1 protein-coding gene (running past one end of the window) is annotated in these 15,016 nt (G+C 69.5%); it reads right to left on the minus strand.

Going from position 1 to position 15,016, the window contains the following annotated elements; genetic code table 11:
- Positions 1-15,012, minus strand: partial view of an EndoU domain-containing protein gene (locus tag P8T65_RS10910; protein WP_316725220.1) — the beginning only. 16,695 nt of this gene lie to the left of the window's left edge; 15,012 of the gene's 31,707 nt are visible here — the first part of the coding sequence; the start codon lies at positions 15,010-15,012; its stop codon lies off the left edge, out of view.
- Between the last annotated feature and the right edge of the window lie 4 nt (positions 15,013-15,016).

Raw genomic sequence — 15,016 nt, forward strand, 5'->3', positions numbered from 1 at the left:
GACCTCGGCGTCGACCTCCTCCGCGGTGACCGGGCCGGTGCGGCCGGGCTCCTGGAGCAAGGCAACCGCCGCCTTGATCCGCTCGACAACGCGTAGCGGCACAACCATGCCGCGCGGGTAGGCCCGCACGAACTCCACCCGGTCCTTGAGTATGACGGCCACGGCCTCGTCCGACCCCAGCCGGTTCACCAGATACCGCACGCTCTCCTGGGACACGGTGATGCCATCGGCGAGCCCCAGCTCCCGGTACATGCTGAGCGCCTCATCGAGCCGATCGGCGAAGTCCGCACTTGGGTTGTTGTGTCTTCTGACATAAGGGATCGAAGTAATTGACGTGCCGAGCTCCCGGGCCACGGCGCGCCACGACCCCAGCAACCTTTTCAGCTCATCCAGCTTGCCGGGGGCGTCGTACGGTGTGACCCGGGCGTCGACCTCTTCCTTGGTGACCGTGCCGGTGGGGCCGCGTTCCTCAAGCAGGGCCAATGCCGCGTCGATCCGGTCGACCGTGGCCTTAGGCGGGTTCGTGACATCGCCGGCGCAGTAAGAACTCACGGCGGGCACCGAGGCTTCGAGGATGCCTGCCACGGCCTTGCGCGACTTCAGCCGTTTCAGCAGGCGGTCCGTCTTGAACCGGAGGGGGCTCCAGCTGCTGCGGACCTCGGCGTCGACCTCCTCCGCGCTGGGGAGGCCGGTGCGGCCGGGCTCCTGGAGCAGGTCAACCAACGCGCGGAGCCGCTCAGCATGGGCCACCTCCATTTTCGGAAGTGGGCGGCTCGCCCACCCCTTCACCCTTGGCGTGCTGGCACGGACGATGCGGGCCACGGCCTCGAACGATCCCAGCATGTCCCGTGCATAGAGCACCTCGGCCTGGAGGAGAGTCTCCGGGCTGTGCCCCTCGGCCGCCGTACCCGCCACGGTCGAAACGCCCGCCGCGGGCGCCTGCGGCGCAACAGGCCCTGCAGGCTCCCCGTTCGCACCACCGGATTCGTCGTTGCCGTGCACGGACAGATCGTCCAGCAGGTCCTCGACGGCACCCGGCTGCTCGAACCACTCGTCCAGGTGCGACTCGTCCGCACCGGATTCGTCGTTCAGCCGTCGCTGCTTCGCCGGAGGCTGTCCCTCAGGGGATTCGGCCGCCCGGCTTGTGGCGGGCCGGATCGTGCCGGGCTGGACGCGCTCCTCGGCATCGTCCTCAGTGATGAGCCACTGCTCGCCCCCTGTTTCGTCACCGGGGTACGGCAAGTGAGGCTCCCCGTTCGTACCCGAGGACTCCTGGGGCCGACCGAGGAACTCGTCACTCCCGAGGAAGTCGAGCTCCCCCGGAGTGAAGTCCGGCACATCCTGCGGCGGTCGTCCATCAAGCGCACCGGAATGCGCGACCGCCTGCCCCTCGCCCGCGGTCCGGGCGGCCACGCCCTCGCCCTGTTCTCCCGCCCCCCGTGCATCGCGCATCGCGGGGGCGACATCCGGACCGCGTCGGCCGGAGGGTTCCTCCGCATCCGCCGCATCGGGCGCGTTCTCCGAACGGGACGCGGCGACCGCGTCCGAAGCCGTGACCACCACCCCCTCAGCCGACGTGGCGCCGGCCGTGTTCTGGTGGAAGTAGGGGGTCAGGACATCGGCGATCTGCCGCAGGTGATCGGAAGTCAGGACGAAGTTCTGGTGTGGGTCGGTGGAGGGGCCCATCAGGCTGGATTCGCCCTCGGCGAGGGTCTGCTCGCTGCGGCCGCCGGGGGTCAGCAGGACGCGTGGGTCGGGGTTGTCGTCGATGACACCGAGGCCGTGGACGATCTCGTGGACGTACGCGACTGGATGCACGCCGGTGTACCAGGCGTTCTGCACCATGGACCGGTCGGACCGGTCACGGGGGGGCACACCGCCGCGTACGGTGACGACGGAGTCCGCCTGCTCATCCGAGTCGACGAACCGCACCTCCACGCGCAGCAGCGGCCCGGGCAGGGAAGGGCCGGTGACCTGGTCGGGCCGGAGAGCCGGCAGGCGGTAGTCGCGCTGGTTGACGAGGCGGTCCAGGCCCAGGACGAGCTTCTTGCGGACCCCGGCGACCTCGGCCTCGCTCACACCGTCCTCCGAAACCAGGTGGATCCGGCGGGTGAGGTGGATGGTGTCCTGGGCGGGGGTCGCACCACGGTAGTGGGCCCAGGAGTAGCCGACCTGCGTCCGCTCGCCGGACTCTTCCGGGCGGTTCACCAGCCACGGCGCGTCGAACTCGACGGGCCTACCGTCGACCAGCCGGGTCAACGTGCGGGTGCCGGGCGGAGCGGGCGTGAACACGAACGCCTCGGGCGTCCCTTCACCGCCGAACGGAATCCACCGCTCGCTACGCACCTCGCCCGAGGCCAACAGCTCACCGCCGGCCCAGTCGACCGACTCGGTGACCGGGTTCCAGGTGCCGGTGCGGTGCAGTTCCCGGTCGAAGACGCTGACCACGGTGTGGGCGGTGATCGGGCCGGTGAACGCGATCTCCTGCTCGTCGAGCTGCATGTCGATCGTCGCGTTGACGTCGATACCGGTGGGGTCCGTGTTACGGGCGGTGTCGATCTGGTAGCGGTACCGGCGGTCCGCGTACCACAGTTCGCGGTTGCGGGTCGTGCCCACGAACTGCGCCGACGGGTTCTCGGTCACCCATTCCATGATCGGCACCGCATTGCCCGGGTCGTCCGGACGAAAACCCTCCCGGAACACCTGCTCCGGCGGCAGATCCGAGAACCGCCACACCTGCTCGCCCGCACAGCTCTCCGGATAAGGGAAGAGGTCGAAGTCGTCGCCGTGCACCATGGTGTAGTCCACTGCCGGCGCCACGTCGATCGCCATGTCTCCCGCGCCCGCCGTATCGCCCGGGCGGCCGCTGTCGGACAGATCGTCCAACAGGTCCTCGACGGCACGGTCCTGCGCGAACCACTCGTCCAGGTGCGACTCGTCCGCACCGGATTCGTCGTTCAGCCGTCGCTGCTTCGCCGGAGGCTGTCCCTCAGGGGATTCGGCCGCCCGGCCTGTGGCGGGCCGGGTCGTGCCGGTCTGGACGTCCTCCTCGCCGGTCGTGCTCACGGACTCGTGGGACGACGTCTGCAGCCACTGTTCGCTGGGGAAGAGGGCCTCGTCCCCGGTGAACGGATTCTGGAAATCACCCGTCAGGAAGTCGGCATCGTCCTCAGTGATGAGCCACTGCTCGCCTTCGAGTTGCGTAGCGTCCGTGGGTTGCGCGTCCCCGAAGAAATCCAGCTCGTTTCCGGTGAGCTGGACAGGCTGCTCGGCGCTGTCACCGAAGTCGACGTCCAACGCCCGCAGCCGCTCGCGGACCGACTCGTACGCTGCATCGATACGGTCCCTGTCGAGCATGGACGGAGCGGCACCGGACATCAGCTTGCGCACGGTTTTTTCATCAAGACCGAGCTCTCTGGCCACGGCCAGGGGTGACCCCAGCCACTTTTCCAGGAAAGCCAGCTTGCCGCGGGCGTCGTACGGCGTGACGCGTGCTGTGACCTCGTCGCGGGTGACCGTGCCGCCCGGGCCGCGTTCCTCAAGCAGGGCCAATGCCGCGTCGAACCGATCGGCGACGGCAGCCGACGGGTCCGTGACATTGCCGAAGCGGTATACGTCCACGCTAGGTGTTGTGCGATCGAGTATGTCTGCCACGGCCTCGAACGATCCCAGCCGTTCCAGCAGGCGCGCCGTCTTGGTCTGGAGGGGTCTCCAGCTGCTGCGGACCTGGTCCGTGACTTCTTCCGCGGTGATCGTGCCGGTGCGGCCGGGTTTCTGGAGCAAGGCCACCGCCGCGTTGATCCGCTCGGCAACGCCTAGCCCCGGAGGATCGCCGCGCAGGTAGGCCCGCACCAAGATCGCGTGGTCCTCGAGTATGTCGGCCACGGCCTCGTCCGACCCCAGCCGGTTCACCAGATACCGCACGCTCGCCTGGAGCACGGTGATGCCATCGGCGAGCCCCAGCTGCTGGTACTTGCTGTGCAACGCATCGATCCGAGCGGCGAAGTCCGCACGTGGGTTGTTGTGTTTTTTGACTCTAGATATCGAATCCAGTGTTGCACCGAGCTCCCGGGCCACGGCGCTCTTCGACCCCAGCCACTTTTCCAGGTCATCCAGCTTGCCGCGGGCGTCGTACGGCGTGACCCGGGCGTCGACCTCTTCCGCAGCGTCCGGGCCGGTGCCGCCGCGTTCCTCAAGCAGGGCCAATGCCGCGTCGATCCGGTCGACCATGGCCTTAGCCGGGTTCCGGGTATGGCCGGAGCGGTAATAGTTCACGGCGGCCACCGCGACGCCGAGGACTTCTGCCACGGCCTTGACCGATCCCAGCCCTTCCTCCAGGCGCACTAGCTTGGACTGGAGGTCGCTCCAGTTGCTGCGGACCCGGGCGTCGACTTCCTCCTTGCTGGGGGGGCCGGTGCGGCCGGGCTCCTCCTGGAGCAGGTCAACCAACGCGCGGAGCCGCTCAGCATGGACCACCTCCATTCTCGAATGCGGGCGGCTCGCCCAACCCTCCACATGCTGTGGCCTGCGGACACGGACGGTGCGGGCCACGGCCCGGAACGATCCCAGCCTGCCCTTTGCATAGCGCACCTCGGCCTGGAGGAGAGTCGCCGGGCTGTGCCCCTCGGCCGCCGTACCCGCCACGGTCGAAACACCCGCCGCGGGCACCTGCGGCGCAACAGGCCCTGCAGGCTCCCCGTCCGTACCCGAGGACTCCTGGGGCCGGCCGGAGAACTCGTCACTCCCGAGGACGTCGAAGTCGCCGTGCGCCATGGTGTAGTCCACCGTCGGCGCCACGTCGATCGCCATGTCCCCCGCGCCCGCCGTATCGCCCGGGCGGCCGCTGTCGGACAGATCGTCCAGCAGGTCCTCGACGGCACGGTCCTGCGCGAACCACTCGCCCAGGTCCAACCCGTCCGCACCGGATTCGTCGTTCAGCCGTCGCTGCTTCGCCGGAGGCTGTCCCTCAGGGGATTCGGCCGCCCGGCCTGTGGCGGGCCGGGTCGTGCCGGGCTGGACGTGCTCCTCGCCAGTCGTGCTCACGGACTCGTGGGACGACGTCTGCAGCCACTGTCCGCTGAGGATGAGGGCCTCGTCCCCGGTGAACAGATTCTCCGACGATTCCGCGCCGTCCGCGGCCGCCGTGTCGCCCGGGCCGATGCCGTCCGACTCGTCCACCAGGTTATCGGCACCCGGCTGCTCGAACCGCAGGTGGAGGAAATCACCCGTCAGGAAGTCGATGTCCAACGCCCGCAGCCGCTCGCGGACCGACTCGTACGCTGCATCGATTGAGTCCCTCATGTCCATGGACGGAGCGATCTCACCGGACATCAGGTTCCGCACTGTTGCGAAGTCAGTATCGAGGCTTCTCGCCACGGCCTTGCGTGACCCCCACCACTTTTCCAGGAAATTCAGCTTGCCGCGGGCGTCGTACGGCGTGACGCGTGCTGTGACGTCGGCGTGGGTGACCGTGCCGCCCGGGCCGCGTTCCTCAAGCAGGGCCAATGCCGCGTCGAACCGATCGGCGACGTCAGCCGACGGGTTCGTGATACCGCCGAAGCGGTAATGGGGCACGGTATTCACATCGATACCGACGACGTCTGACACGGCCTCGAACGATCCCAGCCAGTCCAGCAGGCGCGCCGTCTTGGTCTGGAGGGGGCTCCAGCCGCTGCGGACCCGGTCCATGACCTCGTCCTCGGTGACCGGGCCGGTGCGGCCGGGTTCCCGGAGCAAGGCCACCGCCGCGTTGATCCGCTCGGCAACGCCTAGCCCCGGAGGTACGCCGCGCAGGTAGACCTGCACCGAGTACGCGTGGACCTTGAGTATGACGGCCACAGCCTCGTCCGACCCCAGCCGGTTCACCAGATACTGCGTTTGGGCCTGGGACGCGGTGATGCCATCGGCGAGCCCCAGCTCCTGGTACATGGCGTACAACGCATCGAGCCTATCGGCGAAGTCCGCACGTGGGTTGTTGTCTTTTCTGACTTTGAACACCGTAGGCCGTGGCTTACGGAGCTCCCGGGCCACGGCCCTCTCCGACCCCAGCCACTTTCCCAGGTCATCCAGCTTGCCGCGGGCGTCGTACGGCGTGACGCGTGCTGTGACGTCGTCGCGGGTGACCGTGCCGGTGGGGCCGCGTTCCTCAAGCAGGGCCAATGCCGCGTCGATCCGGTCGACCACAGCCTTAGTCGGGTTTGTGATAACGCCGGAGCGGTAATATTTCACGACGCCCACCGAGAGGTCGAGGACTTCTGCCACGGCCTCGGGCGATCTCAGCCCTTCCAGCAGGCGCGCCGTCTTGGACCGGAGGGGGCTCCAGCCGCTGCGGACCCGGTCCATGACCTCGTCCTTGGTGACCGGGCCGGTGCGGCCGGGCTCCTGGAGCAGGCCAACCAACGCGCGGAGCCGCTCAGCATAGACCACATCCATTTTCGAAGCCCGGCCGCTGCTCCATCTGTTCACCGTGCTCGGGGGGGCACCGACGATGTCGGCCACGGCCTGGAACGATCCCAGCCTGTGCCGCGCATAGCGCACCTCGGCCTGGAGGAGAGTCTCCGGGTTGCGCCCCTCGGCCGCCGTACCCGCCACGGTCGAAATGCCCGCCGCGGGCGCCTGCGGCGCAACAGGCCCTGCAGGCTCCCCGTTCGTACCCGAGGGCTCCTGGGGCCGGCCGGGGAGCTCGACACTCCCGAGGACGTCGTCGAAGTCGTCGCCGTGCATGGACAGACCGTCCAGCAGCTCCTCGACGGCACCCGCCTGATCGAACCACTCGTCCAGGTCCAACTCGCCCGCGGTCCGGGCAGGTACGCCCTCGCTCTGTTCTCCCGCCCCCCGTGCATCGCGCATCGCGGGGGCGACATCCGGACCGCGCCGACCGGACCGTTCCTCCGCATCCGCCACATCGGGCGCGTTCTCCGAACGGGACGCGGCGACCGCGTCCGAAGCCGTGACCACCACCCCCTGAGCCGACGTGGCGCCGGCCGTGTCCTGGTGGAAGTAGGGGGTCAGGACATCGGCGATCTGCCGCAGGTGATCGGTGGTCAGGACGAAGTTCTGGGGTGGGTCGGTGAAGGGGCCCATCAGGCTGGATTCGCCCTCGGCGAGGGTCTGCTCGCTGCGGCCGCCGGGGGTCAGCAGGACGCGTGGGTCGGGGTTGTCGTCGATGACACCGAGGCCGTGGACGATCTCGTGGACGTACGCGATTGGATGCACGCCGGCGTACCAGGCGTTCTGCATCATGTCCATGGACCGGTCACGGGGGGGCAGACCGCCGCGTACGGTGACGACGGAGTCCGCCTGCTCATCCGAGTCGACGAACCGCACCTCCACGCGCAGCAGCGGCCCGGGCAGGGAAGGGCCGGTGACCTGGTCGGGCCGGAGGGCCGGCAGGCGGTAGTCGCGCTGGTTGACGAGGCGGTCCAGGCCCAGGACGAGCTTCTTGCGGACCCCGGCGACCTCGGCCTCGCTCACACCGTCCTCCGAAACCAGGTGGATCCGGCGGGTGAGGTGGATGGTGTCCTGGGCGGGGGTCGCACCACGGTAGTGGGCCCAGGAGTAGCCGACCTGCGTCCGCTCGCCGGACTCTTCCGGGCGGTTCACCAGCCACGGCGCGTCGAACTCGACGGGCCTACCGTCGACCAGCCGGGTCAACGTGCGGGTGCCGGGCGGAGCGGGCGTGAACACGAACGCCTCGGGCGTCCCTTCACCGCCGAACGGAATCCACCGCTCGCTACGCACCTCGCCCGAGGCCAACAGCTCACCGCCGGCCCAGTCGACCGACTCGGTGACCGGGTTCCAGGTGCCGGTGCGGTGCAGTTCCCGGTCGAAGAGATCGAAGTCGTCGCCGTGCACCATGGTGTAGTCCACCGCCGGCGCCACGTCGATCGCCATGTCCCCCGCGCCCGCCGTATCGCCCGGGCGGCCGCTGCCGGACAGACCGTCCAACAGGTCCTCGACGGCACCGTCCTGCTCGAACCACTCGTCCAGGTGCGACTCGTCCGCACCGGATTCGTCGTTCAGCCGTCGCTGCTTCGCCGGAGGCTGTCCCTCAGGGGATTCGGCCGCCCGGCCTGTGGCGGGCCGGGTCGTGCCGGGCTGGACGTCCTCCTCGCCGGTCGTGCTCACGGACTCGTGGGACGACGTCTGCAGCCACTGTCCGCTGGGGAAGAGGGCCTCGTCCCCGGTGAACGGATTCTGGAAATCACCCGTCAGGAAGTCGGCATCGTCCTCAGTGATGAGCCACTGCTCGCCTTCGAGTTGCGTAGCGTCCGTGGGTTGCACGTCCCCGAAGAAATCCAGCTCGTTTCCGGTGAGCTGGACAAGCTGCTCGGCGCTGTCACCGAAGTCGACGTCCAACGCCCGCAGCCGATCGCGCATCCACTCGTACGCTTTATCGATTCCGTCCCTGTCGAGCATGGACGGAGCGGCACCGGACATCAGCTTCCGCACGGTTATTTCATCAAGACCGAGCTCTCTGGCCACGGCCAGGGGTGACCCCAGCCACTTTGCCAGGAAAGCCAGCTTGCCGCGGGCGTCGTACGGCGTGACCCGGGCGTCGACCTCTTCCTTGGTGACCGTGCCGGTGCGGCCGCGTTCCTCAAGCAGGGCCAATGCCGCGTCGAACCGATCGGCGACGGCAGGCAACACGTTCGTGACATCGCCGAAGCGGTAACGGCGCACGACTATCACCTCGATACGGAGGATGTCTGCCACGGCCTCGAACGATCCCAGCCGTTCCAGCAGGCGCGCCGTCTTGGTCTGGAGGGGTCTCCAGCTGCTGCTGACCCGGACCGTGACCTCATCCGCGGTGACCGGTCCGGTGCGGCCGGGTTCCTGGAGCAAGGCCACCGCCGCGTTGATCCGCTCGGCAACGCCTCGCCACGGAGGTACGCCGCGCAGGTAGCCCCGCACCAAGTCCGCGTGGACCTTGAGTATGACGGCCACGGCCTCGTCCGACCCCAGCCGGTTCACCAGATACCGCACGCTCGCCTGGGACACGGTGATGCCATCGGCGAGCCCCAGCTGCTGGTACTTGCTGTGCAACGCATCGAGCCGAGCGGCGAAGTCCGCACGTGGGTTGTTGTGTTTTTTGACTTTAGATATCGACTTCAGTGTTGTACCGAGCTCCCGGGCCACGGCGCTCTTCGACCCCAGCCACTTTTCCAGGTCAGCCAGCTTGCCGGGGGCGTCGTGCGGCGTGACGCGTGCTGTGACGTCGGCGGCGGTGACCGTGCCGCCCGGGCCGCGTTCCTCAAGCAGGGCCAATGCCGCGTCGATCCGCTCGACCGTGGCCTTAGCCGGGTTCCGGGTATGGCCGGAGCGGTAAGAGTAAAAGCTCACAGGGGCCACCGCGACGCCGAGGACTTCTGCCACGTCCTCGCGCGATCCCAGCCCTTCCTCCAGGCGCACTATCTTGGACTGGAGGTCGCTCCAGTTGCTGCGGACCCGGGCGTCGACTTCCTCCTTGCTGGGGGGGCCGGTGCGGCCGGGATCCTTCTGGAGCAGCTCGACCAACGCGCGGAGCCGCTCACCATGGACCACCTCCGGCCTGGAAGTCCGGCTGCTCTCCCAAACCTCCACCGATCGCGTGCCGACACGGACGATGCGGGCCACGGCCTCGAACGATCCCAGCCTGCCCTTTGCATAGCGCACCTGGGCCTGGAGGAGAGTCGCCGGGCTGTGCCCCTCGGCCGCCGTACCCGCCACGGTCGAAACGCCCGCCGCGGGCGCCTGCGGTGCAACAGGCCCTGCAGGCTCCCCGTCCGTACCCGAGGACTCCTGGGGCCGGCCGGAGAACTCGTCACTCCCGAGGACGTCGAAGTCGTCGCCGTGCACGGACAGACCGTCCAGCAGGTCCTCGACGCCACCCTCCCGATCGAACCACTCGTCCAGGTCCAACTCGTCCGCACCGGAATCGTCGTTCAGCCGTCGCTGCTTCGCCGGAGGCTGTCCCTCAGGGGATTCGGCCGCCCGGCCTGTGGCGGGCCGGCCTGTGACGGGCCGGGTCTGCTCGGCGCTGTCACCGAAGTCGACGCCCAACGCCCGCAGCCGCTCGCGGACCGACTCGTACGCTGTATCGATTCCGTCCCTGTCGAGCATGGACGGAGCAAGCTCACCGGACCTCAGCTTCCGCACGGTTATTTCACCATGACCGAGCTCTCTGGCCACGGCCATGGGTGACCCCAGCCACTTTGCCAGGAAATCCAGCTTGCCGCGGGCGTCGTACGGCGTGACCCGGGCGTCGACCTCTTCCTTGGTGACCGTGCCGGTGCGGCCGCGTTCCTCAAGCAGGGCCAATGCCGCGTCGAACCGATCGGCGACGGCAGGCAACACGTTCGTGACATCGCCGAAGCGGTAACAGCGCACGACTATCACCTCGATACGGAGGATGTCTGCCACGGCCTCGAACGATCCCAGCCGTTCCAGCAGGCGCGCCGTCTTGATCTGGAGGGGTCTCCAGCTGCTGCTGACCCGGACCGTGACCTCATCCGCGGTGACCGGTCCGGTGCGGCCGGGTTCCTGGAGCAAGGCCACCGCCGCGTTGATCCGCTCGGCAACGCCTCGCCACGGAGGTACGCCGCGCAGGTAGCCCCGCACCAAGTCCGCGTGGACCTTGAGTATGACGGCCACGGCCTCGTCCGACCCCAGCTCCTCCACCAGCCACCGCACGCTCGCCTGGAGCACGGTGATGCCATCGGCGAGCCCCAGCTGCTGGTACTTGCTGTGCAACGCATCGAGCCGAGCGGCGAAGTCCGCACGTGGGTTGTTATTTTTTTTGACATTAGATATCGAATTCAGTGCTACACCGAGCTCCCGGGCCACGGCCCTCAGCGACCCCAGCCACTTTTCCAGGTCAGCCAGCTTGCCGGGGGCGTCGTGCGGCGTGACGCGTGCTGTGACGTCGGCGGCGGTGACCGTGCCGCCCGGGCCGCGTTCCTCAAGCAGGGCCAATGCCGCGTCGATCCGGTCGACCGTGGCCTTAGCCGGGTTCCGGATATCGCCGGAGCGGTAAGAGTAAAAGCTCACAGGGGCCACCGCGACGCCGAGGACTTCTGCCACGGCCTTGACCGATCCCAGCCCTTCCTCCAGGCGCACTATCTTGGACTGGAGGTCGCTCCAGTTGCTGCGGACCCGGGCGTTGACTTCCTCCTTGCTGGGGGGGCCGGTGCGGCCGGGCTCCTGGAGCAGGTCAACCAACGCGCGGAGACGCTCAGCATGGACCACCTCCATTTTCGAAAGCGGGCGGCTCGCCCAACCCTTCACCGATCGCGTGCCGACACGGACGATGCGGGCCACGGCCTCGAACGATCCCAGCCTGCCCTTTGCATAGCGCACCTGGGCCTGGAGGAGAGTCGCCGGGCTGTGCCCCTCGGCCGCCGTACCCGCCACGGTCGAAACACCCGCCGCGGGCACCTGCGGCGCAACAGGCCCTGCAGGCTCCCCGTCCGTACCCGAGGACTCCTGGAGCCGGCCGGAGAACTCGTCACTCCCGAGGACGTCGAAGTCGTCGCCGTGCACGGACAGATCGTCCAGCCGGTCCTCGACGCCACCCTCCCGATCGAACCACTCGTCCAGGTCCAACTCGTCCGCACCGGAATCGTCGTCGCCGTGCACGGACAGATCGTCCAGCCGGTCCTCGACGTCACCCGCCTGCTCGAACCACTCGTCCAGGTCCAACTCGCCCGCGGTCCGGGCAGCCACGCCCTCGCCCGGTTCTCCCGCCCCCCGTGCATCGCGCATCGCGGGGGCGACATCCGGACCGCGTCGGCCGGAGGGTTCCTCCGCATCCGCCGCATCGGGCGCGTTCTGCGAACGGGACGCGGCGACCGCGTCCGAAGCCGTGACCACCATCCCCTGAGCCGACGTGGCGCCGACCGTGTTCCGGTGGAGGTAGGGGGTCAGGACATCGGCGATCTGCCGCAGGTGATCGGAGGTCAGGAGGGCCTTCTTGCCGCCCTGGTACGGGTCCATCAAGTCGTAATGGCCGTCGGGGACGTCCTGCGGGCGGTGACCACCCGGCGTCAGCAGGACCCGCGGGTCGGCTCCGTCCCTGCCATCACGCACACCCAGGCCGTGAACGATCTCGTGAACGTACTTGTCGGCGGGAGCGTCGGTGTACCACTCGTTCTGTCTCATCGGCTCGTCGTCGTTGGGCCTGCCCTTGACGACGGCCACCACGGTGTGCGCCCGGTCCTCGGAGGTGACGAACTCGACGGTGACCTGGAGCCGGGGACCCGACTCTCCCCGGTCGTCGCCCTGGTCCTGGAGGGCCTCCAGCCTGTGGCCCGGCTCGTTGACGAGGCGGTCCAGGCCCAGGGCGAGCGTCTTGCGGACCTCGGCGACCTCGGCCTCGCTCACACCGTCCTCCGGAACCAGAAGGACACGGCGGGTCAGCCGGATGGTGTCCTGCTCCGGCGTGCTTCCCCGACGCCGTTCCCACGCGTAGCCGACGTCGGTCCGCTCTCCCGAACTGTCCCCCCGCCGCACCACGGGTGACCCGTCCTTCAACCCGAACTCGAACGCCTCCGGCAGGGGCTCTCCCTTCGGCCCCTGCCCGGCCCGGAGGGGAGTCCACCGCTCGGAACGCACCTCGCCCGCCCCCCACAGCGCACCCGGCTCCTGCCCGCCGGCGCCCTGCCCGCCGCCGGGTTGCGCGGCCAGTTCCACGGTCACGGGTGTGACCGCGGTGGCCTCGCCCCTGACGGACCGCCCGGAAGGGCCGGCGGACACGGCGGTGTCGCTGTCGGACTCCGAAACGTCGGGCCGGTCGGACCTCCGCTCCTCCGTCCGTCCGTCACCGGTGCCGGCCGCGGGTCCCGCTACGGCCCCGGACACGGTGGGCACCTGTCCGGCAGGCGCCACCGCACCGGCGTTCTCACCATGGGCCAGTGCGTCGTGGGCCAGGGCGTCGTGGGCCAGGGCGTCGTGGGCCGGATCCGCCGCGTTCCCGCCCACCGTCTGGACCGGGTCCGCGGCCTCCTGGGCCGGGGCCGCCCCGTCCGCCTCCCCACGGGTCCTGGGCACCGTCTGCTCTGCGGCAGTGGGCCGGGCTGTGGCGGCCGGCCCGGCAGCCGTCGGGGCAGAGTGCGGCGCGGCGGCGGGGACGGGCTGGACCAGAGGGGGCGTGCGGTCTGTGGACTGCTCGTCCGCGCCGACCGAGCCGGAGGCCGGCCCGGTCGACGGGGCGGAGCCCGCGGGAGTCTGCGAAACCGTCCGCACAGGGCCGTCGGCGCCCTCTTCGACGACGGCGGCATCGCTGTCGCTGTCGCTGTCGTGCACACGGTCCCCGGCCGCGTCCGGGTCCCCGGAGACGGTCCGCACGGGCCGTGACGCGGGAGCGTGGGCGGGGTCGCCCGAGGGCGCCGGCTGCGGGACAGCCGTACCGGAGTGCGGCGCCTCGGCCGGCACGTCCGTGGGCGTGGTGGCCGGCGGCGTGGCCGTCACGGCAGTGACGGCGGCAGGTGTGACCGCCGTGGGCGCGAGCGGTGGAGTCCGGTCCGGGCCGGTCTCCTGGGCTCCGGCGTCGTGCGCGGGCGTGCCGTCGGGGTTCTCTCCCTGGCCGGCACCGGGGCGGTTGCCGGGGACGTTCGTGGTGTTCGTGGCCGGCGCAAGGCTCGGGGGGGCCGTCGAGGACGGCGTCGTCGGGGCGGCGCCCAGCGGAACCGAGGTTCCCCCGAGGCCGCTGGAGCCGTCCCAGGCAGCGGCGGGGCCCCCGGCCCCGGGCGCGGGCCGTATCCCCGTGTCGAGGCCCCCCGGGACCGTGGGACCGGCACTGACGGTGGGAACGGGAACGACAGGCTCCGATGATCCGTCGCCGGCGTGTGCGGAGCCACCGCTCCCCGAAATGCCCGGACGGGTGCCCTTCTCGCTCGTGTCCTTGTCCTCGCCGCCGCCGCCGGTGCCGAGGCCGGCGTCCGGCCCGTTGACCGTGCCGACGGGCGGGTCGACGGAGAACTTGGTGTTGATCCACGTGCCCGAGCCCACAGCGCCCGTGTGCAGGACGTGTTCGGACCGGTTGCTCAGGCCCGCGCCGACGAACGTGTCCGGGGACGTGGACCAGTTGCCGTAGAAGAGTCCGCCGCCGAGCACCTCGGCCAGGGACTCACCGCCCGCCTCACCGAAGGCGAGACTTCCGCCGGAGAGGTGCCGGCCCTGTGCGGGCTGGACCGGTACGGCCGTTTCCGTGCCGGACTTTCCGGCCCTTGCGCCGGGCGTGCGGTTGATCACCGAGGGATTCGTCTTCTCGCCGACCTTGGCGATGACGTCGTCGGCGACGTTCTTGACCGGTGCCGTCCCCTTGAAGCTCTTCTTGAGCCCGTCGAAGGCGCCCTGGCCGCTCCTGGCGATCGGGGTGATGAAAGCCGCCGCGAACGCGCCGAACGCGCCGTCCTGGGCGATCTGCTTCCAGTCGAAGCCCTTGGGACTGAACGGGCTGTCCGTGAAGGCGATCATGCCCAGACGCACCGCGAAGGACTGGAACGCCTCCTCCAGCGCCTCACTCAGGATGGGCAGCACATGCGTGCGCCGCATGAGCGTGTCCATCAGCGTGAGGATCAAGACCCGGCTCCGGGCCTTGGCCATGGCGGCCCGGCCGGCCGCCGCTCCGCTGCTGAACACCGACAAAGCGAAGACGACGACCAGCTCGATGATGAGACGGATCACCTCGGCGATGATCTGCCACTTGGTCTCCATGATCTGGTAGGAGGTCCTGACCCTGTTGTCGGCGACCTCGTCCAGCTGCCGCGAGAACTGCTTGAGATTGGCGGTCCCGCCCTGGTCCACGAACATGCGCATCGCGCGGACGTAGTTCTGGCCGGCCTGGGGCGGCAGCGCGCGGGCCGCGCTGCCGATCGACTTCTCGACCAGGTCGGACAGCTCGTCCAGATTCCTGGCCAGCTTCCGGTACGGTGCGTGACTCTCGCGCGCCAGGTCCTCGTTCGCCTGGATGAGGCGTTCGCCGGTGAGGACGAACAGCATGTTGTTCACCGGCGTCGAGGCCTGGATCGCCATGTCG

The sequence above is a fragment of the Streptomyces sp. 11x1 genome (assembly GCF_032598905.1).
Taxonomy (GTDB): domain Bacteria; phylum Actinomycetota; class Actinomycetes; order Streptomycetales; family Streptomycetaceae; genus Streptomyces.